The organism is Balneola sp., from assembly GCA_002694685.1.
In the GTDB taxonomy this organism is placed as follows: Bacteria; Bacteroidota; Rhodothermia; order Balneolales; family Balneolaceae; genus Gracilimonas.
The window spans coordinates 110976-133086 of sequence record NZMW01000012.1; the positions used below are offsets into that span (position 1 = coordinate 110976).

Below are 22111 nucleotides of genomic sequence, written 5' to 3' on the forward strand. Positions count from 1 at the left end.
AAATTTCGGTCTGCTACTGTGCGTCCAGTATTCGCTGGACTAATTGATAAAACTCTGGATCGGATTCTTTGTACTGTTCATAAACCGACCTTGTTTGTTCTATAAAAGGTTCTTTATCCGGATAGTTGATTTCAACGCCTGCTTCCCGGGCAATTTCAAGAGCTTCTTCCTCAGCTTTTGCCCAAATCTCCCGTTGATATACCGCAGAAGAATCTGCTGATTGTTGTACCCATTCCTGTTCTTGCTCGCTTAAATTATTCCACTGGTGTGTGCTCATAATGAGTAAGTCAGGGAGCATGGTGTGTTCATCAAGGCTGTAATATTTAGCAACCTCATAATGGCGGGAGGAATAGAACGAAGGAGGATTATTTTCCGCTCCATCTACGACACCCTGTTGAAGTGCGGTGTACAATTCACCCCAGGAAATTGGAGTTGGAGAGCCACCCAGCTGGTTTACCATATTCACAGACATCTGGCTTTCCATAACCCGAATCTTGAGTCCTTCAAGGTCTTCAGGAGTTTCTATGGGCCGATCTTTTGTATAAAAGCTGCGTTGTCCTGCATCGTAATAAGTGAGACCCCGGAGCCAATATTCTTCACCCGCCAAGAGCAGTTCCTTTCCGATTTCTCCATTTAATACGTTTAGGATATGCTGCTCATCTTTAAAAAGATAAGGGAGGCTATACACTCGTAATTCTGGTACAAAGTTTTCAAGAGCGGCCGAGGATACTTTGGTCATCCCAATGCTGCCGATTTGCAAAAGCTCAAGAGCTTCTCGCTCTGAACCCAACTGTTGGCTGGGGAATATACTGATGGTTAGCTGTCCATCTGATTTTTCGTCAACCAGTTCGGCCATACGAACCATCCCAAGGTGAACGGGGTGAGAAGTACTTAAGGCATGGGCTAACCGAATGGTTTTTTTGCCTTCATCGCTTTCTCCACAACCGGTTAAAGTTACAGAGAGAAAGCAAGCAAGAATTAGAAATGAAGTTAAAGTCTTACGCATTACGTATGGAGTTGATAAGTTCAAGAGTACTGCTGACATGTTTTTCAAGCCCGCTAAAGTCTTTATTTGACAAAAACTCTTTGGTAACAAGCTTTGATCCCATCCCAACACAAGTAACACCGGCATTGAACCAGCCTTCTAAGTTTTCTTTAGATGCTGAAACACCGCCAGTAGGCATAATGCTTGTCCAAGGGCATGGCCCTTTTATAGCTTTCACGAAGCCGGGGCCAAGCTGACTTCCCGGAAAAACTTTAATGATTTCAGCACCAAGTTCTTCAGCACGGGCAATTTCAGTGAGTGATCCACAACCTGGTGACCATAATAATTTTCGGCGGTTGCAAACAACGGCAATGTCTTCTCTAAGGACGGGTGTAACCACGAAATTCGCCCCTAGCTGCATGTATAGTGAAGCAGTTCCGGCGTCAGTTACAGAACCAACACCTAGTATCATTTCGGGGAGCTCTTTTTCCGCAAATTTATTGAGCTCACCAAAGACTTCGTGAGCAAAATCACCGCGGTTGGTAAACTCGAGAATGCGTGCTCCTCCTTTGTAACAGGCGGTAAGCACCTTTTTACAGGTATCTAAGTCTTTATGATAGAAAAGAGGGACTAATCCTGTTTCTTCCATTACAGATGCTACCTGTATGCGTGTAAATCTTGCCATAAAATTTGGTCTATATAATTATGAAATCAGTTGTGAATTCTCTATAAGAAATAAGAGATGTCTTATTTAAATACAAATAAAAACGCTTTCAGATTTAAACAAAAATCTTTTTAAGGAATTAATTTTTCAAGTTAAAGCGTAAGCCCTGTTCTAATCCGCGGAGCTCGCTAAGGCCTTTTAACCTTCCAATGCACGAGTATCCTGGATTTGTTTCTTTATCAATATCGTCTAACATTTTGTGGCCATGATCTGGGCGCACCGGAATACTGATGCTTTCATCTAGTTTGGGAGATTCAAGGATGGCTTTCATTACTCCGGCAATTTCTGAATCTCCTTCCAGGTGATCTGCTTCATAGAAGCTACCATCATTTTCCCTTTGCACACTGCGAAGGTGTAAAAAGTGGATTCGATCTGCAAATTCTGCTGCCATAGCAGGGAGGTCATTATCTTCTCGCACTCCATAGGAACCCGTACAAAAGGTAATTCCATTGCAAGGTGAATCTACATCACTCAGTAACCGGGCAATATCCTTTTTGGTACTCACTACTCTAGGCAACCCAAGAATAGGGTAAGGCGGGTCATCCGGATGTATACACATCTTTACATTATACTCTTCGGCCGTAGGAATTACTTTTTGAAGGAATTGCCGGAGGTTAGCCTCCAAATCCTCCCTACTAATATTTTTGTACTGACGCAGTATTTCTTTGAATTCTTCGATAGAATATCCTTCATGGCCACCTGGTAAACCAGCTATGATAGTATCAGTAAGCTGGGTTTTGGCAGATTCACTAATAGAATTGTGAAAGAGCTCCGCTTTTTGGATATCGGAATCTTTATAGTCTTTCTCAGCACCGGCTCTGCCTAAAATAAAAAGGTCGAATGCAGCAAAAGCTGTTGCATCAAAACGAAGGGCATAGGCTCCATTTTGGATTGGATAATCAAGGGAAGTCCGGGTCCAGTCAAGAATAGGCATAAAATTATAGCACACCGTTTTGACCTCACAAAGAGAGAGATTTCGAATGGTCTGCTGATAATTTTGGATGTAACTCACATATTGCCCGCTACGCTTTTTAATGTCTTCATGAACGGGAACACTTTCAACCACAGACCAACTGAGGCCAGCGGCTTCGATCTCCTTTTTCCGTTTCTGAATTTCATCCACAGACCATACTTCGCCAGCAGGAATATGATGTAGCGCAGATACAATCCCAGTAGCTCCTGTTTGGCGAATATCCGCCAGAGTAATGGGGTCATCAGGACCGTACCAACGCCATGTGTATTCTAATTTCATATGTTCCTATCTGGAAACACGGCCAGATGCATCTCCGCCCATTAGTTTTTCAACTTCATCAACCGTAACCAGGTTAGCATCGCCATAAATAGTATGCTTAAGGCAAGAAGCAGCTACGGCAAAGTCTAGGGCTTTCTGATCATCATCTTTGTATGTAAGAAGGCCATAAATCAAACCTCCCATAAAAGAATCACCGCCACCTACACGATCTACAATATCCGTGATCTGATAAGTATTGGTTTCGAGGAATTCATCTCCATTATAAAGAACACCAGACCATGAATTATGGGATGCACTGATAGAACCACGGAGAGTAGTAATAATTTTTTTAGCTCGTGGAAAACGTTCTTTCAGTTTTTTACAGACAGAGAGGTAAGCCTGACTATCCATAGAATCACCTTTTGTGATATCCACATTATCAGGGTGCAGGCCAAAGTGTTTTTCGGCATCCTCTTCATTCCCAAGGATTACATCACAACCTTCTACGAGATCGGGCATAACTTCTCCGGGCTCTTTGCCATAATTCCATAGCTTAGCACGGTAGTTCAAGTCAGTAGAAACGGTTATACCTAAATCATTTGCGGCCTTGATTGCTTCTAAGCAAACATCTGCTGCACCTTGAGATAGAGCCGGAGTTATACCCGTCCAGTGGAACCATTGCGCACCATCAAAAACTTTCTCCCAATCGATATCGCCTTTTTGAATGGTTGAAATGGCTGAATGCGCACGGTCATAAACAACTTTACTTCCACGGCTTACAGCTCCTGTTTCAAGGAAATAAATTCCAAGTCGCTCGCCGCCTCTTGCAATATGCTCTGTGCCTACGTTTCGCTTACGCATTTCCTGAAGCGCACATTCTCCGATGTCATTGTTAGGGAGGCGCGTGACAAAGTCTACAGGAATGCCATAATTGGCCAAAGAAACGGCTACGTTCGATTCTCCGCCTCCGTAAATAACTTCAAATGAATTAGCTTGTGAAAATCTTAAAAAACCGGGGGGTGATAGTCGGAGCATTATTTCTCCGAAGGTGACTACTTTTTTCATAATGAAGGTTAGGTTTATTTGATTTGTGTTCTTTTATAGCTGATAAACAACTGAACATCAGATTCATTAAAAGTATTGTGCAATCGATTGTTCAAGTAACTAATTAAACAGGATTTTATCAACTTGAAATCACTGTTTTAGGTGCTTTTTTTGAGTGATGATTTCCTGATAATAAGTTCAGGATTCAATACGGTTCTGGAAGGCGTATGTGGGATGTCATTCTCCTGAATACGATCCAAAAATAAGTTTGCCGTGAACTGGCCCATCTTCTTGCTATGCTGGTCAACCGTTGTAAGGGCTGGATCAACAATAGAAGTGAAAGACTCATTACTAAAGCCCACAATCGCAATATCTTCAGGTATACGAAGATTATTGGATTTGAAAACTTCCATGGCGCCCATGGCGGCATAATCACTCGATGAAAAAATAGCATCAGGCATCTGTTCCCAGGATACTATTTCTTCAGCCAGAGATTTACCGGCTTCTAATTTCAAATCACTATTAAGGATGAATTTTTCTTCAACAGGGAGGTCATGTTTCTTGAGAGCTTCTTCATATCCTCTTTTGCGATCCCGATAAATACTTACGTTCTGAGGTCCTGAAAAATGAGTGATACGCGTGCAACCCTGCTCAATAAGATGTTCAGTTGCTTTGAAAGCACCTAAGTAGTCGTCAATTACTACCGCATCTACATCAAAAGATTCTTGCATTCTATCAAATAGAATGAGGGGAATTCCCCGGTCGTGCACTTCTTCGTAATGACTGAAATCGGTGGTTTCCTTTGCATAAGAGGCAAAAATTCCATCTACCTGAGCTTCAAGTAAAGCCTTTATATTTGATTTCTCCTTTTCAAGCGAATCACTGGATTGACAAATAATGACGTTATAGTTCGTGTCATTAAGCACATCTTCGATGCCACGAAGAACAGAGGCAAAGAAATTTCGATCAATGGTTGGTATGATTACGCCAATTAAATTGCTGGTTCCTCTTCTCAGCGCAGCAGCAATGCTGTTAGGCTGGTAGTTCATCTTTTTAGCCATAGCCACTACCGACTTTTTGGTAGATTCACTAATTCTGGGATGATCCTTTAGCGCCCTCGAAACCGTTGAAGCTGTGATATCCAGCTCTTTTGCTATGTCATGAATGGTGGTTCTTTTCTGAGCCATTAAGTTCACATACTAGAATGAATAATGCTATGGTGGTAATATGATCTGAGAATATTCAACGGATATAAAAAATTATTCTACAGTAATTGGAGATGAAATTTTTTGTACTTCTTCTTCCATAAAAGATCGGAAGTATTCAGCATCAGCAAAACGCTCGTCACTTAATTCCCATCCTGCTACTACATGATAGCTCAGGCTTTTCTGGTCAACCAGCTCAAATAGGTTAAGGTAACTAGTGGTAATTCCTGGACCTGATTCCGGAGCTTCCGTATAACTTAAATAGTGCATAGATGGAAAAATAATACCCATTCCTAAGTACCACTCATCGTCGTACGTCTGCTTGTCGTGGGTGTAGAAAGCGCTAAGTGGGTTATCATCTTTATTTAATAGAACAGGCTGTTCATCATTGTGAATATTTACCACCCCAATAGCTAATGTATCTGCCACATTAGTACTGCTTAAGGAGATATCGTTTCTGTAGCTGTAACTTCCAGCCCAAATCGTTACCGTATTCTCAAGATTATAGCTGTTCTCACCTGTATCCCAATCTTCATAGTGAATGCTAAAGACTGACCGAACCGGGCCTTCAGTAATTAAATTATATGAAGTCATGCCTACATTGCTTTGCTCAGCATCCAATCTCACACCGAGCCGAACGGGGTTGTTGTTTTCAATGATGCCAATACCACCCAGTCCTAATGAATTTCCGACGGCCAGTATATCACGCCCCCAGGGAAGCATAACATGGTAGTCATCAACCGGCATGTTTTCATCGGAAATGCCTACCGTATCTAATGCCATGGTAGATAGTGTCTTCCCATACAAATCACGTCCATTTCGTCCGTCGATATATTGACGGAAGCCAACTTTATCATTTTCCCATGCGGGTCCATCCATCTGGAACCGGGTGAAAAGAGGGACGGGTAATTCTTCTCCGGGAATTGAGAGTGTTTTCAGGGCTTCGATTCCATTGTCGCCAACTACTCCAAAACGCACATTGGTCCGCTGCGTGAATTCGGGATAATCACCTGGATTCACATATTCTATTGATACCGTTTTTGACTCTCCGGCTGCAATATTTATGGTGAAGGCCAGCTCATCCCATTCACCGTCGCCGTCTATGTCATCTACCTGAGCGGGTAAAGGCTGATCTCCCACAACTGGAAGAGGAAGTTGACCTTCGGTGATTTGGATGCCTCCGGTTTTATCTATAATTGCATCCCGAGAGAGGACGATAGGCTCGTTAGAACGATCAATTTCAGAATTATTGGTTAGCGTGAAATCTTCCTGCATGGCAGTACATGCTGAAATTAAAACTGCCGAAGAAAGAATGAATACAGAAGTGATGTATTTTTTGAATCGCATAGTCATAAATTTATTCGTTAGCAGGTTTTCCAATGGTAGCCAAAATACCGCCATCAACATATACGACCTGTCCATTTACAAAATCGCTGGCTTTAGAGGATAGAAATACTGCAGTTCCTGCTAGATCAGAAGGATCTCCCCAACGCCCGGCTGGCGTTCTCTGAATAATAAATTCATTAAAAGGATGCCCGTCTTTTCGGATAGGCTCTGTTTGAGAAGTCGCAAAATATCCCGGACCAATTCCGTTTGTTTGAATATTATGCTTAGCCCATTCAGTAGCCATATTCTTGGTAAGCATTTTTAATCCACCCTTAGCAGCTGCGTAAGCTCCTACGGTATCACGACCTAATTCCGTCATCATTGAGCAGATATTAATGATTTTACCTTCTCCACGAGGAATCATGTGTTTTACAACCTGCTTAGCCATGATAAAAGGTCCAACCAGATCTACATCAATTACCCGGCGGTAATCTTCGACATCCATATCTTCTAAGGGGACTCGTTTTATTATACCCGCATTGTTTACAAGGATATCTATGGGTCCAATTTCATCCTCAATTTTGTCAACGTGCTCTTTGGCTTTCTTTTCATCGGTTACGTCAAAGATAAAACCATGAACGGTGTAACCCTCTGATCGGTATTCTTCCAGAGCTTTCTCCATTTTTTCAGGAGTAGTACCATTGATGATTAATTCTGCTCCGGCCTCGGCTAATCCTTTAGCCATAGCCATACCCAAGCCGTGGGTTGCACCAGTTACAAAAGCTGGTTTTCCGCTTAAATCAAATAGTGAACTCATGATAGTATTACTAATTAGTTAGATATTGCTTTCAAATGCATTAAGGCGTTCTTAGTGATCTACTTACTTGAGATCCTGAATTTTTACATGATCCATATCGCCATAATCAAGATTCTCACCATTCATAGCCCAAATAAAAGTATAGTTACTTGTTCCAGATCCACAGTGAATAGACCATGGGGGAGAAAGAACGGCTTGATTGTTCTTCATAAAGATATGTCGGGTATTTTGTGGTTCCCCCATAAAGTGGCAAACAGCATGCTCTTCAGGAACTTCAAAATAAAAATAAGCTTCCATGCGTCGGTCATGAACATGAGCTGGCATGGTGTTCCAAACACTACCGGTCTCAAGCTGGGTCATTCCCATTTGAAGTTGACAAGTGTCAACAATGCTATTTACGATTAATTTGCGAATTACTCGGTGATTGGCTGTTTCCAGAGACCCAAGCTCAACAACTTCCGCATCGGCTTGTGATACTTTTTTAGTAGGGAAGGCTTTGTGAGCAGGTGCAGAGTTGAAATAGAAGAGAGGTTGATTTCCATCTTTTTGGTGAAAAGTGACTTCTTCCTCACCGCGACCAACATATATTGCTTCCTTAAAATCAATTTCATATTCAGTGTCGCCAACTTTAACAATACCCGGCTCACCTACATTAATTACTCCCAGTTCACGTCGCTCTAGAAAGAAGTTTGCTTTAAGCGGGTCAATGGTTTCCAATTTAAGAGGAGAAGAACCAGGCTTAGCACCACCTACAACTTGACGCCCATAAAACGAGTATACCATATTGATCTCACCATCAACGAAAAGATCTTCAATCAGGAAGTCTTCACGAAGGCGATCGGTACCATAGTTCTTGACGTCTTCTGGATTTGCAGCGTATCTGACAGAATAATTAACAGACATAATAGTTAGTTTTTAATTTTGTGTAATCGATTGCACTGAATATATAAAAATTATACCTTTTTACCAGAGACAGAGTTTATTGTTTCTCAACGGTAACTGAATAATTATGCTATCAAACTGTTGCAAAAGCGCTTTTACTTTTTTGTACAATGAAGTGACTGATTATACTTGAGTAAATGCAATCGATTGAATTAATTATTCCATGAATACTCAAAAATATTATTTTAATGAAGATTGAGCACTTTGCTTTTAATGTTGACGATCCTATAAAAATGTGCGATTGGTATGTAGACCATTTAGGATTGACTGTAGTCAGAAAACAAGAAGAAGCTCCTTTTACTGTATTTCTGGCTGATAGCAGCGGAAGGGTGATGATTGAAGTCTATAATAATCCACCAGAAGAAGTACCTGATTATAAGAGTATGAATCCTTTGCTACTTCATCTTGCCTTCGTTTCTGAAAACCCAGCCAAAGATAAGAAGAGGTTAATGGAGGCAGGAGCCACCCTGGTATCTGATGAGATACTTGAAGATGGCTCTCATTTGGTTATGCTCCGTGACCCTTGGGGTTTTGCGATACAGTTTTGCAAGCGAGCAAAGAATATGATTACTGAAAAAGAGTAAAAATTTTCGTATTTAAGTTACCGGTTAAAATAACTAGTATTTAGTATATAGAAGCACTGTAGTTTATCACTTAATTAGAATTGTTGGGCATAAAACATGAAGACTCTCTTATTATCCGTTCTCACATTATTAACGGCCTGTTCGCCAGTAACCAGTCAGATTATATCTGAAGATCAGAAATGGTCGGAGCGCATGGCGTTATCCATTATGGAAAGAAATCCTGATCCGGTTTATATGGATTTCAGGGATGAACCAAAGTGGGAGTATACCTTTGGATTAGTATTGAAATCTATTGAAAAAGTATGGAAGGCAACAGGTGATGATCAGTATCTGGAATATATTGATGCCTACTACGATTTCATGATTGAGGAAGATGGCACCATCAAAAAATATGATATCAAGAATTTTAATATAGATCGCGTTGCTCCGGGTAGGGCTTTGTTTGCACTCTATGATGAGACGGGCAAAGAGAAGTACAAAGACGCTATTGAACAGCTTCGGTATCACCTTGAATATCAGCCGAGAAACCACTTGGGTGGATTTTGGCACAAACACCGCTATCAATGGCAAATGTGGCTGGATGGTGCCTATATGGGAGCTCCGTTCTACGCTGAGTACAATCAAAGAAATGGGGATTACGAGAGCTATGATGACGTAGCACTTCAGATTAAACTGATGTTTGAATATATGCGGGACCCTGAAACTGGTCTGCTTTATCACGGCTGGGATCAAAGTAAAACGCAGAGCTGGGCCGATCCTGAAACGGGACTTTCGCCCAATTTCTGGGGACGTGCAATGGGTTGGTATGCAATGGCTATTGTAGATGTGCTGGACTATTTCCCAAAAAACCACCCTCAGCATGATGATCTGACAATCATCTTGGAAGAGCTAGTTGAAGCACTGGAGAAATATCAGGATGAAGAGTCTGGAGTGTGGTATCAGGTGGTAGATCAGGGAGACCGTGAAGGCAACTATTTAGAAGCCTCTGCTTCAATAATGTTTACTTATGCCATCAAGAAAGGAGCAAATGAAGGATATCTGGATGAATCTTACCACGATTTTGCTGAAGTAGCTTTTCAGGGCATTTTGGATGAGTTTATTGAAGTAGATGAGGACGGCCTTGTCAATATAAATCATGTTTGTGCGGTAGCTGGTTTGGGTGGAGATCCATATCGAGACGGTACCTATGAGTATTATGTGAATGAGAGAATTCAGGTAAACGATACCAAAGCCACAGGTCCATTTATAAAATTAAGTCTAGAGATGGATCGATAATCAACCGGAGTTATTTATTATGATGTTGAAACAAGCCTCCTGTATTTTTCAGACATTTTTAGTTGGGGTCATTTGTTTCTCAACAATTCCTTTGGCCGCACAAACACTCGCATTTCCAGGAGCGGAAGGGTATGGGAAATATACAACAGGGGGCCGAGGTGGTGAGGTTATTTACGTTGACAACCTGAATGACTCCGGACCGGGCAGCTTCAGAGCAGCTGTGGAAAAAGAAGGTCCCCGAATCGTTGTCTTTTCAGTTTCTGGTACTATCAAGTTGGAGTCTCCCATCATCATCTATTCAGGTGACTTGACAATTGCGGGACAAACCGCTCCCGCCGGAGGCATCACCATTCGAGACTATACGGTTGAACTGGAAACAAATAATGTAATTGTACGGTTTATGCGGTTTCGGCTCGGGGATATTCATGAATTAGCAGCCGACGCTTTCAGCGCTACTGAAGTTAAGGATATCATTATCGATCACTGTTCAATGAGCTGGGGTATTGATGAAGTTTCTTCCTTTTATAGAAACCAAAACTTTACGCTGCAATGGAGCATTATTTCTGAATCACTGAGAGATTCATATCATCCTAAAGGACGGCACGGATATGGAGGTATTTGGGGCGGGCAAAAAGCGACGTTCCACCACAATCTGATTGCCCACCATAGCAGCCGAAATCCTCGTTTAGCAGATTCTGATTACGATTCTCGCCCCACTAACCGCCAGGTAGATTTTTATAACAATGTGATTTACAACTGGGGATTCAACAGTATCTATGGTGGCGAGATGGGTGAGCATAATATCGTGAATAACTACTTTAAAGCGGGGCCCGCTACCGATGATGATGTTTCAGATCGTATCGTAAATCCATCAACACCCTATGGTAAGTTTTTTGTGGAAGGAAATATTGTTGAAGGCTTTCCGGAAGTTACCGGGAACAACTGGTCGGGAGGTGTTCAAGCTAAAAATGCCCAAGAAGCCAAGGCAGTTAATCCGTTCAGTTTTGATTCAGGAATTGCAAAACCAGCTTCTTCTATTCTGGATAATTTGTTACCCACAGTGGGAGCTAGCCTGCACAGAGACGTTGTAGATGAACGAATTGTAAGAGAAGTGAAAACAGGAACGGCTACTTACACCGGTTCAGTTGGAGGGTTAAAAGGAATTATCGATTCGCAAAAAGATGTGGGCGGTTGGCCGGAATTAGAGCAAGGTGAGCCCCAAAAAGATACGGACAAAGATGGTATGCCTGATATTTGGGAACAACAAAATGGTTTAAATATGAATCAACCATCGGATGCTATTTTATATACCCTCAACGAGGATTACACAAATATTGAAGTGTATTTGAATGAACGGGTGCAAGATATTATCAACCCAAAAAAATAGATTTTCTATGAAAATATTAGGGAGACGAATTCTTTTTTATGTCAGCTGCATCGTTTTTTTGGGTTACTTTCAAAGCAATCCGGTGTTAGCTCAGAATCAAGAAGTATCAGATGTATGGGTACCCGATAATGGTGATGGAACCTACACTAACCCCATCATTCATGCAGATTATTCAGACCCCGACGTGGTAAAAGTGGGGGATGATTTTTATATGACTTCCTCTAGCTTCAATGCTGTTCCAGCTCTTCCAATCCTTCACTCCAAAGATTTAGTGAATTGGGAATTAGTGAATCACGCCGTAAAAGAACTTCCGCCCGTAGAACATTTCAGAACCCCACAGCATGGGAATGGAGTATGGGCACCAAGTATTCGCTACCATGACGGAGAATTTTATATTTACTGGGGCGACCCTGATTTCGGAATTTATATGGTGAAAACGGATGACCCTGAAGGGGATTGGGAAGAGCCTGTTTTAGTTAAGCCCGGTAAAGGGTTGATCGATCCGTCTCCGCTTTGGGATGAGGACGGAAAAGCATACTTGGTCCATGCATTTGCCCGAAGCCGTTCAGGAATAAATACAGTACTCGTGGTTCAGGAAATGGCAGCTGACGGTACAAAGATGATTGGCAAACCCGTACTGGCTTTTGATGGTCATGAAAATGGTAATCGCGTTGTAGAAGGGCCAAAATTCAAGAAGCGGGGCGATTGGTATTACATTTTAGCTCCTGCTGGTGGTGTAACGGAAGGCTGGCAGCTGGCGTTGCGCTCAAAAAATGTGTTTGGTCCATATGAGCATAAGCGAGTTTTACAGCAAGGAGACACGGAAGTGAATGGCCCACATCAGGGTGGATTGGTAGAACTTGATTCGGGAGAATCATGGTTTGTGCACTTTCAGGATAAAGGAGTATATGGACGAATTGTACATCTGAACCCTGTTGAATGGGAAGATGGCTGGCCAATGATGGGCGTGGATAGTAATAATGATGGTGTAGGTGTACCTGTTTTAACTCACAAAAAACCGGATGTAGGAAAGAACTATCCCATTCAGTCACCGGCAGAATCAGATGAATTTGACACAAAAGAGTTAGGATTACAGTGGCAATGGCATGGGAATCCAGAATCAACCTGGGCGCTGACATCCAACTTTGGGTTCATCCGTTTGTATGGAAGACCTGTGCCTGAAGGGGCCCGAAATCTTTGGGATGTCCCGAATCTGCTTTTGCAGAAATTCCCGGCGCCTGAATTTACCGCTACAACGAAATTAAAATTCACCCCACACATGATTGGCGAAAAATCCGGTTTAGTAGTGATGGGCGAAGATTACAGCTATATAGCTATTGAGCGAGGAGAGAGTGGTTTGCAAGTTAAGCAGGTAAATACCACCGGAGCCGATGCAGGTGAACCTGAAGAAGTTAACGAAAGTATTGAGGTAGAAACCAATACCGTTTGGTTTCGTGCAGAAGTTCAGGAAGGTGGGCTTACCACATTTAGCTACAGCACCGATGGGAACATGTTTAAACCATTAGGAAAAGAATTTCAGGCTAAAGAAGGGCGCTGGATTGGGGCTAAAGTGGGCATATTTGCCAGTCAACCCCGAGATGGAGATTCTGATGACTATCTGGATTACTCGAGCCAGCACTCAGGCTTTGCTGATGTTGATTGGTTTAGAATTTCACAATAAAAACGAACTTATGAAGAGTATTAAAGTGAATAGAAGGGTTATAACAGGAAGCTTACTAATAGCAGTTTCGGTAATCTTGGTTACGATGGCCTTCACCCCGAAACAAACTCCAACCATATATTTAGTTGGAGATTCGACAATGTCGGATAAGCGGATTTCTTCTTATCCGGAAACGGGTTGGGGAATGCCTTTTCAGTATTATTTCACGGATGAAGTTGAAGTTGAAAATCACGCAAGAAACGGCCGTAGTACTCGTACATTTATTGAAGAAGGTCGATGGGAAACCATCAAAGAAACCCTGAAAGAAGGCGATTTTGTGATGATTCAGTTTGGGCACAATGATGAAGTTCCAACCAAAACAAGATATACTCCTCCAGAGCAATTTCAGCAGTTTCTTCGCCAGTATATAAGTGAGAGCCGAGCGGTTGATGCACATCCAATTTTATTGACCCCAATCACACGAAGGCAGTTTGATGAAAACGGGCAAGTGAAAGAAACGCATGAGCAATATTCTGAATTGATGCGGGAAGTAGCCGAATCAGAAGGAGTACCGTTAATTGATATGGATAGAAAAAGTCAGGCAATGCTGACTGAGATCGGGGAAGAAAAATCAAAGCTTCTGTTTTTGCAGCTAGAACCGGGACAGAACCCCAACTACCCTGATGGAGTTACGGACAATACCCATTTCAGTGAAACCGGCGCCCGCATGATGGCTGAACTGGTACTTAAAGGTTTAGAAGAACTGGACCATGAACTGGCCAAATATATTGTTGAAGGCGAGGATTAATGATAATCAGTGGGGAATACGTTTTTAAAGTGAATTAATTCGGAAAACAATATTGGAGTCTAAACTGATGAAGGTTAAAAGAATGAGTAATAGGACAACAAGCTTTCTCCTGACTTTGATATCGGTTTTTTTATTCACTGAGGTATTTGCACAAGGGTATGAAACCGAGTTTATAGTTTCTCAAGACGGAAGTGGTGACTACACTAGTATACAGGCAGCCATTGACGGTGCTAAATCATATCCATACGAGCGCATCACAATCTATGTAAGGGATGGGGTGTATAAAGAAAAGGTGAAGGTGCACGCCTGGAATACCAAGCTTTCCATAATCGGGGAAAGTAAAGAGAATACAATTATTACTTTTTCCGATTATTTTGATAGTGTTGACCGGGGCAGAAATAGCACCTTTCATACCTACACTTTTTTGGTTGATGCGAATGATTTTCATGCTGAGAACCTCACCATAGAAAATAGTGCAGGAGAAGTGGGTCAGGCAGTAGCGCTACATGTGGAAGGTGACCGGGTTTCTTTTGAAAACTGCAACCTGCTGGGAAATCAGGACACCGTGTATTTAGCAGGTGAGGGGAATCGTAATTATTTCAGAAATTGCTATATAGAAGGCACTACTGACTTTATTTTTGGTGGAGCAACCGCTTATTTTGAAGACTCCGAAATTTACAGTAAATCAAACTCCTACATCACCGCAGCCTCCACGCCAGAAAATCAGGAATACGGATTTGTATTTCAGAATTGCAGCCTAACTGCTGCCGAAGGTATAGATGAAGTTTACTTAGGACGCCCATGGAGAAATTTTGCACAAACAGTATTTCTGAATACCCGGATGGGTTCTCACATCCTCCCTGAGGGCTGGGATAATTGGGGTAAGGCAGAAGCAGAATCAAGTGCTTTTTATGGGGAATTTAGTACCAAAGGACCCGGTGCTAATTCAGGCAAAAGAGTAGATTGGAGTCATCAGCTTACTAAAAAACAGGCTGAAAATTACACCAAAGAGCGAGTTTTTGGAAATTGGGATCCTGAAATCGAGAGTCAATAAATAACCAGGGACTGAGCTGTGGATTATCATCAAAATGTCGATCAAAATTCAGTCAGAAAAGTTAAGAATGCCATAGACCAGCTGGAAGGTTTTAGCTTATATGAATCTTCAGTTCATAAAGATGGAAATGACTTCCTGGCTTTAGTGAGGAAGGGGATAGAAAAGTATTTATTGGTAGTATCAGAGGAAAAAGGCTTTTCAGAATCAGGGTTTCAAGGAGAAGAAGTGAAGGCAGGTTCGTTTTATGTGTTGAAGTGTGAGCTATCACCTGAAAATGCTGTTGTTCTCCGTTCTAAATTTAATTTTACAAATGCTCAGTTAATTGGAAAGAAAAACTCATATGGATTTGGCGATCGACTTGGTAACGCAGGTCCGGCGCACCTGAAAGCTGTTAAAGGAACCGGCTTCATGCCAGTGATGGCGCAGCAATCCATTCGGGAGCTCGAGCGTACTAAAAGAACTGCACAGGAAGTAATGGATGCGGCATCATGGGCGGTATTCCAAGAGGGTTTCCATGAAGGATTTGGAGCAGATGCCGATCACCTGAAAACAACTAAAGATATTGACCGGATGGTAGAAGCCGGTTTCACCATGTTTACCATCGATCCTAGTGATTTTGTGGTAAATGAAGTGAAGACTATGGATGAGAATGAGCTGAAATCCATGTACAAAAAATTACCATGGAATGACTTAAAGGATGAACCTAAGGCTTTCCTTAATCGCCTCACTGATACTAAGGTCGAATTAGAAACAGGCTTGCAAATTTCTGCTTCAGAGACAGAGATTCTAAAGGCAATGGTGAAATATGGCAGAGTTATTACTCACACCAGGATGATGGCCGAATATATAGCTGAAACCTATCCGGATCATCCCGTGGAACTTGAACTTTCGGTAGATGAAACTGATGCTCCAACTACACTTTTCGAGCATTATTTAGTGGCCTCTGAACTAGATCGGTTGGGTGTTGAACTGGTGAGTTTGGCCCCCAGATTCTGCGGGGATTTTGAAAAGGGCATCGACTTTAAAGGCAACATAGAGCAATTCAAAGATGAGTATGTAGAACACCTTGCCATCGCCGAGCAATTTGGCGGATATAAGTTAAGCGTTCATTCTGGTAGCGATAAGTTTACCGTTTATGAGGCTATTGGGGCACTCGATATGGGAGCAGTTCACGTTAAAACAGCGGGGACCAGTTATTTGGAAGCATTACGAACCATAGCCGAAAGTGAACCCCATTTATTCAGGGAAATCATGGCATTTTCTTTAAAGAGATTTGATGAAGATAAAAAGACGTATCACATATCAGCTGAACCTGCGAAAATTAAAGATCCCTTTGAGGCAAATGAAGAGGAGTTGACAGGGTATTTGGACGATAATCACGCACGGCAGGTTTTACATGTCGCGTATGGCTCTATTCTCTCAGAGGATTTTGTGGAAGCTCAAGACTACAAAAAACGGCTAATTACAGCCTTGGAGAAGAACGAAGAATTGCACTATGCAAACCTTAAAGCACACTTTGATAAACACTTACGTCCGTTTGAGAAAGTTGAGAATTAGCAGCTGTATTTTTTTCAATCATTATCAATTTAGAGTTGATTATTCAGAGAATATCTCGTTATTTGATAGGCAGTTTAACCGGTTAAGTAAGAAGCAGTTTTATATAGAAAACTGAGCTTAGCTTTAGAGACAAAAAGGCGGAATACTTGAAGCAGCTTATAACTGATATTTATTAGGAGAGAATAGCGGGATAAACTGGAAGCGCTTTGACGATTTTAGCCGATAAGTTTATAAAAAGAAATTGGATGTCATGATCAATAAATGGGAAGAATTTTTATCTGGAAGTTGTACACTAGCTTTTACGAAAAGCCGTGTTGATTCAGTGCCGGCTTTGAATGGAGTGTCTTTTCTATTGATAGCTTTACTTACGTTTATTCCAGGAATAGTCAATGCTCAGGAAGCCACTGATGCTGACAGTGTTGAAGTGCAGCTCGAAGCCCCAATCTCATATTCCGAGAACGCAGATTTTTCCAGTAGCCTTAATTTTTCAGAATTTGCCGCTTTTGGAGATATCTCTTTAGAAGAAGCACTAATCCGAATTCCCGGAGTTCAGGCTTCAAGAGATGGAGAAATTAATTTCAGGGGAGTAGGTTATAACTCATATGGAGTCGCTTTTAATGGGTTACGCCTTGCAAACACAGGTTTAGGTACACGGAATATTGATCCCGGAAATATTTCAATGGACGTTATTCAAAGTGTAGAAGTGACTAAAGTGTTAGATCCTTCAATGAGTGCAGATGCTTTTGCAGGATTAATTAATCTCAACACAAATCGTGTTATTCCCGCTGGGAAAAAGCGCACGCTTAGCGCTTTAGTTGGAGGAGAAGCGAATACTAAGTACAACAGCAGAACCGGTCCGGGTAGCAGGGCATGGATACATTATGCAGAAAGTTTTTCGGATGAAATCGCTGTTTCGGTAAGTCTTGGTTACCATCAGGCTATAAGATCTGTTGAAGAGTTACAAATCGACTTCGGTACGGAAAATTTTGGTAATGGAGCGGTAGATGTATTTGACCGTGTATCTCCGTCAGTTAATATTACAGAAAATGGAAGGTTCACTTCTTCTGCAGATGTGTATTTCACTCCCGATGAAGTGAATTCCTACTTTTTTAAAGGATATTTTAATAGTAATGATCAGGTTTACACCACCCATCAAGACAGCTGGATTACAGGTGGCGACTGGATTGACCAGTCTACAACCGGGGCTCAGGGAGAATTAGGCTCCTTTTCTCATGAGGCAGGAATGTCAGCATTGAATACTTCACAGTTCGCTTTCCAGGCGGGGGGAGAACATGAAATGGATTCCTACACGCTGAGTTATAATGCCGGCTGGACTCAGGGCCGAGCAGATAACAGGGATTACCTTTTTCCATTTCAAATTGATGAGCTTAACTATGCGTTGGATCTAAGCGATGAGAATCGACCCAGATTTGAATTTACTAATCGTGAAGTCCAGATTTTAGATGATGGTACTGTTGACCGTCAATTTATGATAGGACAAGATTTTGACCGGATTGTTGAAGAACATGTAAATAATGAAATTGCTGTTCGAGCCGATTTAGAGTTTCCAATTTCTTCCGGCGCGTTAAAAGCAGGTTTGAGTTCACGATGGTCTTCGAAAGAGGGTGAGTACGATGAGAACCGGTTTGAGTATAACCGAACCCTACGAATGATCAGCTTTAATATGCTTCGTGAGCCAAACAGAAATATTGATGTAATCAATGATGCTTACAATATTCCATGGTTTGTAAATACTGAGAATGCCAGAGCATTTTTTGAAAGTCAGCGGCCTCTTTTTACCGGTGATGATAACTATGCGGCTTATCAGTCAGAAATACGGAACTACACAACAGATGAACAAATTTATGCTGGTTATGCAATGGCCGATATGGAATTTGCTGGTTTGGAAGTCAAAGCTGGTGCACGGGTCGAATATGCTATTACTGACCTTGTTGGTAATTCCGTTTCCTTTAATGAAGACGGCGATGTCCAACCTGTTACGGAGCAAAGCGAAAGCGAAAGTGCATTACACCTATTTCCCAATCTGCAAATCAACTATGGGCTTACAGAGCAGAACAACATTAAAGCCGCTTATTCTAGAACCATAGATCGCCCCGATTACTTCCCGCAATCCCCGTTTACCCGCATTGATAATCAAGACTCAACTACTTTTAGTGGAGATCATACGCTGGAAGCTATTACCTCCGAAAACTTTGACTTAATGTTCGAGCAAAGGATTGGAAATAGTGGATTCATCACGGTAGGAGGTTTCTATAAATTAATAAACAACTTTATTGAACAGCGGGAAGTTGTGGGTCAGCCAAACACACAGTACGATGGCTATCAGCGCGTTCTTTATGTGAATAGTGATGAAACCGGAACAGTGTACGGAGTAGAGCTTTCGGTTGATCAACGGCTGAACTTTCTATCAGGCTTCCTACGTAATATGGGAGTGTATGCAAACTACACATGGTCTCAATCCAGCTACAGGTCAGTAGCAAGTCGTGATAAACAAGCATTTACAGGGCATAGTCCTCATGTGCTGAATGGTGCCTTGAATTATACATTAGATCGATTCAAAGCACAGGTATCCTATCATTGGAGTTCAGAGGCACTTACAAGGGTTGCATCCGGACAACAATTGGCTCCAGAGATTGCTCAGAGCAACGTTTACTTAGATCAATATGAAGACGGCTATGAAGAGCTTTCCTTAACAGCGAGTTATAAATTGTCTTCTCGATTCAGTGTATGGACAAATATGAACCATCTGATGAGCTCGCCGGAGATTGAGTACCTCAGAAACAGGAGTGCTTATCCAACAAGCACATACATTCGCAGCGGTTTTGATTTAAGGGTGGGGGTAAGGTTTGATATATAAAATTAACGACATAGACCCGGCTAAAATCAGAAAGATCAATATGAAAAATCGTTTTCTAAATACTATGGTTGAAGCAAGAAGCAATTACATCTCAGGCCTATTCATGGTTTTGACCATAATTTTTGGGATAACCAGCATGCAATCCGCTACAGCCCAAAATGTAACGAATAGTGAAGACCAAATATTTACGGACTCACTTAGCAATGTTGAGGTACAGGATTTTGGCGACTATACTATTGAGAATGCATTTGCTCGCTTTCCGGGTGTTCATGTGAACCGGGATGGGTCAATTAGTTTACGAGGAACAGGTTACGGGAATTATTACATGCTCATTAACGGTCAGCGGTTGTCTTCTACTGGTCGAAATACACGTGTAGCTAATGCAGGAGCTATTTCTGTTGACTTAATTGAAGAAATCCAATGGGTTAAAGTACTTACACCTGATATGGATGCGGACGGGTTGGCAGGAGCTATTCACCTTAAAACATTTTCCCCTTTGAGAGACCGAACGGTGATGTCGGGAAGTATTGGTGGAGGATTGAATCCTACATATAGCAAAGAAACCGGAGCCACAGGAAGAAGTTGGTTACGCTATTCAGGGCCCGTAAGCGATCAGCTGAGTTTATCCATTGGTGCAAATTATCAAAGAGATCAGCGGGCATGGGAATCTCTGGAGATGGGGTATGGAACTACCGATTTAGGTTCAGGTCCGATTGATGTTATTGACCGGCTTTCTCCAGGCTTTCAAAGTGAGGGCGTAAATCGTTTTGCCGGGAATTTTCAGCTAGGCTATTATCCATCTGAATCTTCAAACTATTACTTCAATGGTTTTGTAAACCTGAATCAGTTGAAGATGTCTGATCACAAGTATAGTTGGTTAGCCAATGGAGACTGGGCAGATGCTAATACTACTGGCGGAAGTCAGTCCGATTTTGGCTATGATTTAAATTATGAAGAGCGAAATACTGCTCAATTTACTTTCCAGGCAGGCGGTGAAAACACCTTTGATTCATTTATTTTTGATTATCAGGTGGGGTTGTCTCAAAGTATTATAGACCGAACAGAGAACCTCTATCCTTTTTTAGAAACCGGTGTTGAATATTCTATTGATGCCTCTGATCCGTTCCGCCCAACGGCTTCCCCTATGGAAGGTAAACCAGTTCCAGCGGATATGGATCTCGAGGAGATGAACTATATTATTGACGACTATCGAGATAAAGAATTAAGCAGTAGGGTAAATGTTGAAATCCCTATTAGTGTGGGTTCTGTGAAAGCTGGTGCGAGTGCACTATTTAAAGAGCAAGATGCTAATGAAAGAGGTGCATTTAGCGAATATCATTATCAGTTTCAGGGATTCTTAAACCTGGAAGGCTTTGAAGAAGGAAACCTGAATCGTCTAAGCGTTTTTGATAATACGTACGATCTGGACCGACTGGTTGATCCCGAGCAGGCTAATTCCTTTTTCCAATCAAGTATTCCAAATATGCGATTGGATGACCGGGCATATTACCGGGATTCAGAAATCTACAACTACTTTAGTGATGAGAATATTTATGCTGGTTACGCTATGGCGAACCTCGACTTTGATCCAATCACACTTATCATAGGTGCGAGGGTTGAACATACCTCATCATCTTATGAGGGAAGGGTTGTAGAGTATAACAGATTCTCTCAGTTTGAAGAGGTAGCTGATACTTCAGCCAGTAACAGCTTTATGAATGTATTCCCCAATGCCCAGGTTAACTATCAGTTAAGTGAACAGATTAACCTGAAAGCTGCTTACTCTAAAACCATCTCAAGACCTCAATTGAATTTGTTGGCTCCATTCGAGTTAAGCACACCAGAAGACACTTCTTTATTTGCGGGTAACCCAAACTTAGATCCCGTAATGTCTGACAATATCGATTTAATGTTTGATTATATGTTTGATAACGGTGGATCCTTTTCAATAGCGGGTTTCTATAAAACCATGTCAGGATTTATTGAATCTGTTGATTCTGAAATCCAGATCAATGAAGGAGAGTATCAATATTTTGAACCCCTATTTCAGGACGGCCAAACACAGATTGCTGGCACAAGAACCACCTATCAAAACTCTGATAATTCAGCCGATGTATATGGGGTAGAGGTAGCGATACAAAAACAGTTATCCTTTTTACCAGGGCTGCTAAAGAATTTTGGAACCTATGCAAACTATACTTGGTCTGATTCAAAGTTTGAAAACTCAAGAGGTGACGAAACAGCTATTCCAGGACAAAGTCCGCATGTTGTAAACGCAGCTCTTAATTATCACCAAAATCGGTTTTTTGCTCAACTTTCCTTTCAATGGTCAGATGAAATGTTAAGCAGCCTTGAAAGTGAAACTCAACTTGCACCAGCTATTGGAGGTGGTCAGGTTTACTTGGATCGATATCAAGATGGTTTTCAAGAATTATCAGCTACTGCAAAATTTGATGTATCTGATAAAGTTGAAATATGGACAAATATCTACAATCTGTTAAATAAAGAACGGGTTGAATACGCTTTCAGTCGGGATAACTACCCAACTAGCATTTACAAGAGAAATGGAATCGAATTTAATGTCGGTGTTCGCGTTAGACTATAGCAATTAATATATCCCAATTACTCACTCTA

Annotated in this window: 17 protein-coding genes; 9 read left to right on the forward strand and 8 right to left on the reverse strand. The window is 41.7% G+C overall.

What is annotated here, in order from left to right; all coding sequences use genetic code 11:
- Nucleotides 1-13: 13 nt before the first annotated feature.
- The 8 genes from CL667_13630 to CL667_13665 form a co-directional block, all read right to left on the reverse strand.
- Nucleotides 14-1006, reverse strand: a complete 993-nt coding sequence (locus CL667_13630; protein ID MAL18738.1) for a TRAP transporter substrate-binding protein DctP — start codon at nucleotides 1004-1006, stop codon at nucleotides 14-16.
- Nucleotides 999-1670, reverse strand: a complete 672-nt coding sequence (locus tag CL667_13635; GenBank protein MAL18739.1) for a bifunctional 4-hydroxy-2-oxoglutarate aldolase/2-dehydro-3-deoxy-phosphogluconate aldolase — start codon at nucleotides 1668-1670, stop codon at nucleotides 999-1001. Before CL667_13635 ends, CL667_13630 begins: the two co-directional genes overlap by 8 nt.
- A gap of 118 nt (nucleotides 1671-1788) precedes the next feature.
- Nucleotides 1789-2961 carry a mannonate dehydratase gene (gene uxuA, locus CL667_13640; protein ID MAL18740.1) on the reverse strand — a complete coding sequence of 391 codons (1173 nt, stop codon included), beginning with the start codon at nucleotides 2959-2961 and terminating at the stop codon, nucleotides 1789-1791.
- A 6-nt stretch (nucleotides 2962-2967) separates the two neighbouring features.
- Entirely contained in the window at nucleotides 2968-4005 is a 1038-nt protein-coding gene (locus CL667_13645) for a 2-dehydro-3-deoxygluconokinase (protein ID MAL18741.1), read from the reverse strand.
- Nucleotides 4006-4142: 137 nt separating this feature from the next.
- Nucleotides 4143-5171: a LacI family transcriptional regulator gene (locus CL667_13650; GenBank protein ID MAL18742.1), complete on the reverse strand. Its 1029-nt coding sequence runs from the start codon at nucleotides 5169-5171 to the stop codon at nucleotides 4143-4145.
- A 72-nt stretch (nucleotides 5172-5243) separates the two neighbouring features.
- Nucleotides 5244-6611, reverse strand: coding sequence for a DUF4861 domain-containing protein (locus CL667_13655; GenBank protein MAL18743.1), 1368 nt, complete (start codon nucleotides 6609-6611; stop codon nucleotides 5244-5246).
- Entirely contained in the window at nucleotides 6547-7332 is a 786-nt protein-coding gene (locus CL667_13660; protein ID MAL18744.1) for a gluconate 5-dehydrogenase, read from the reverse strand. Before CL667_13660 ends, CL667_13655 begins: the two co-directional genes overlap by 65 nt.
- Nucleotides 7333-7395: 63 nt before the next feature.
- Nucleotides 7396-8235 carry a 5-dehydro-4-deoxy-D-glucuronate isomerase gene (locus CL667_13665; GenBank protein ID MAL18745.1) on the reverse strand — a complete coding sequence of 280 codons (840 nt, stop codon included), beginning with the start codon at nucleotides 8233-8235 and terminating at the stop codon, nucleotides 7396-7398.
- Between the two features lie 227 nt (nucleotides 8236-8462).
- On the opposite strand from CL667_13665, the gene CL667_13670 reads away from it, so the two are divergent.
- The 9 genes from CL667_13670 (at nucleotide 8463) to CL667_13710 (ending at nucleotide 22082) form a co-directional block, all read left to right on the forward strand.
- Nucleotides 8463-8858: a glyoxalase/bleomycin resistance/dioxygenase family protein gene (locus CL667_13670; GenBank protein MAL18746.1), complete on the forward strand. Its 396-nt coding sequence runs from the start codon at nucleotides 8463-8465 to the stop codon at nucleotides 8856-8858.
- Between the two features lie 96 nt (nucleotides 8859-8954).
- Nucleotides 8955-10133 carry a glycosyl hydrolase family 88 gene (locus tag CL667_13675; protein MAL18747.1) on the forward strand — a complete coding sequence of 393 codons (1179 nt, stop codon included), beginning with the start codon at nucleotides 8955-8957 and terminating at the stop codon, nucleotides 10131-10133.
- Between the two features lie 70 nt (nucleotides 10134-10203).
- Complete coding sequence (locus tag CL667_13680) at nucleotides 10204-11520, forward strand: pectate lyase (GenBank protein ID MAL18748.1); 1317 nt, start codon at nucleotides 10204-10206, stop codon at nucleotides 11518-11520.
- 7 nt (nucleotides 11521-11527) lie between these two features.
- On the forward strand, nucleotides 11528-13201 hold the full coding sequence (locus tag CL667_13685; protein MAL18749.1) for a glycoside hydrolase: 1674 nt from the start codon (nucleotides 11528-11530) through the stop codon (nucleotides 13199-13201).
- Between the two features lie 85 nt (nucleotides 13202-13286).
- The gene (locus tag CL667_13690) at nucleotides 13287-13988 is read left to right on the forward strand and encodes a GntR family transcriptional regulator (GenBank protein MAL18750.1); all 702 of its coding nucleotides are present in this window, start codon (nucleotides 13287-13289) and stop codon (nucleotides 13986-13988) included.
- A gap of 82 nt (nucleotides 13989-14070) precedes the next feature.
- Nucleotides 14071-15042, forward strand: a complete 972-nt coding sequence (locus tag CL667_13695) for a pectin esterase (GenBank protein ID MAL18751.1) — start codon at nucleotides 14071-14073, stop codon at nucleotides 15040-15042.
- Nucleotides 15043-15060: 18 nt separating this feature from the next.
- Entirely contained in the window at nucleotides 15061-16599 is a 1539-nt protein-coding gene (locus tag CL667_13700) for a hypothetical protein (protein MAL18752.1), read from the forward strand.
- A gap of 250 nt (nucleotides 16600-16849) precedes the next feature.
- Nucleotides 16850-19477, forward strand: coding sequence for a hypothetical protein (locus CL667_13705; protein MAL18753.1), 2628 nt, complete (start codon nucleotides 16850-16852; stop codon nucleotides 19475-19477).
- A 40-nt stretch (nucleotides 19478-19517) separates the two neighbouring features.
- Complete coding sequence (locus CL667_13710; GenBank protein ID MAL18754.1) at nucleotides 19518-22082, forward strand: hypothetical protein; 2565 nt, start codon at nucleotides 19518-19520, stop codon at nucleotides 22080-22082.
- Nucleotides 22083-22111 lie beyond the last annotated feature (29 nt).

Excerpts from the sequence above, each read along its gene's own strand:
- CL667_13630 (MAL18738.1), bottom strand. The coding sequence starts at position 1,006 with ATGCGTAAGACTTTAACTTCATTTCTAATTCTTGCTTGCTTTCTCTCT.
- CL667_13635 (MAL18739.1), bottom strand. The coding sequence starts at position 1,670 with ATGGCAAGATTTACACGCATACAGGTAGCATCTGTAATGGAAGAAACA.
- uxuA (MAL18740.1), bottom strand. The coding sequence starts at position 2,961 with ATGAAATTAGAATACACATGGCGTTGGTACGGTCCTGATGACCCCATT.
- CL667_13645 (MAL18741.1), bottom strand. The coding sequence starts at position 4,005 with ATGAAAAAAGTAGTCACCTTCGGAGAAATAATGCTCCGACTATCACCC.
- CL667_13650 (MAL18742.1), bottom strand. The coding sequence starts at position 5,171 with ATGGCTCAGAAAAGAACCACCATTCATGACATAGCAAAAGAGCTGGAT.
- CL667_13655 (MAL18743.1), bottom strand. The coding sequence starts at position 6,611 with ATGGACAGGTCGTATATGTTGATGGCGGTATTTTGGCTACCATTGGAA.
- CL667_13660 (MAL18744.1), bottom strand. The coding sequence starts at position 7,332 with ATGAGTTCACTATTTGATTTAAGCGGAAAACCAGCTTTTGTAACTGGT.
- CL667_13665 (MAL18745.1), bottom strand. The coding sequence starts at position 8,235 with ATGTCTGTTAATTATTCTGTCAGATACGCTGCAAATCCAGAAGACGTC.
- CL667_13670 (MAL18746.1), top strand. The coding sequence starts at position 8,463 with ATGAAGATTGAGCACTTTGCTTTTAATGTTGACGATCCTATAAAAATG.
- CL667_13675 (MAL18747.1), top strand. The coding sequence starts at position 8,955 with ATGAAGACTCTCTTATTATCCGTTCTCACATTATTAACGGCCTGTTCG.
- CL667_13685 (MAL18749.1), top strand. The coding sequence starts at position 11,528 with ATGAAAATATTAGGGAGACGAATTCTTTTTTATGTCAGCTGCATCGTT.
- CL667_13690 (MAL18750.1), top strand. The coding sequence starts at position 13,287 with ATGGCCTTCACCCCGAAACAAACTCCAACCATATATTTAGTTGGAGAT.
- CL667_13695 (MAL18751.1), top strand. The coding sequence starts at position 14,071 with ATGAGTAATAGGACAACAAGCTTTCTCCTGACTTTGATATCGGTTTTT.
- CL667_13705 (MAL18753.1), top strand. The coding sequence starts at position 16,850 with ATGATCAATAAATGGGAAGAATTTTTATCTGGAAGTTGTACACTAGCT.
- CL667_13710 (MAL18754.1), top strand. The coding sequence starts at position 19,518 with ATGAAAAATCGTTTTCTAAATACTATGGTTGAAGCAAGAAGCAATTAC.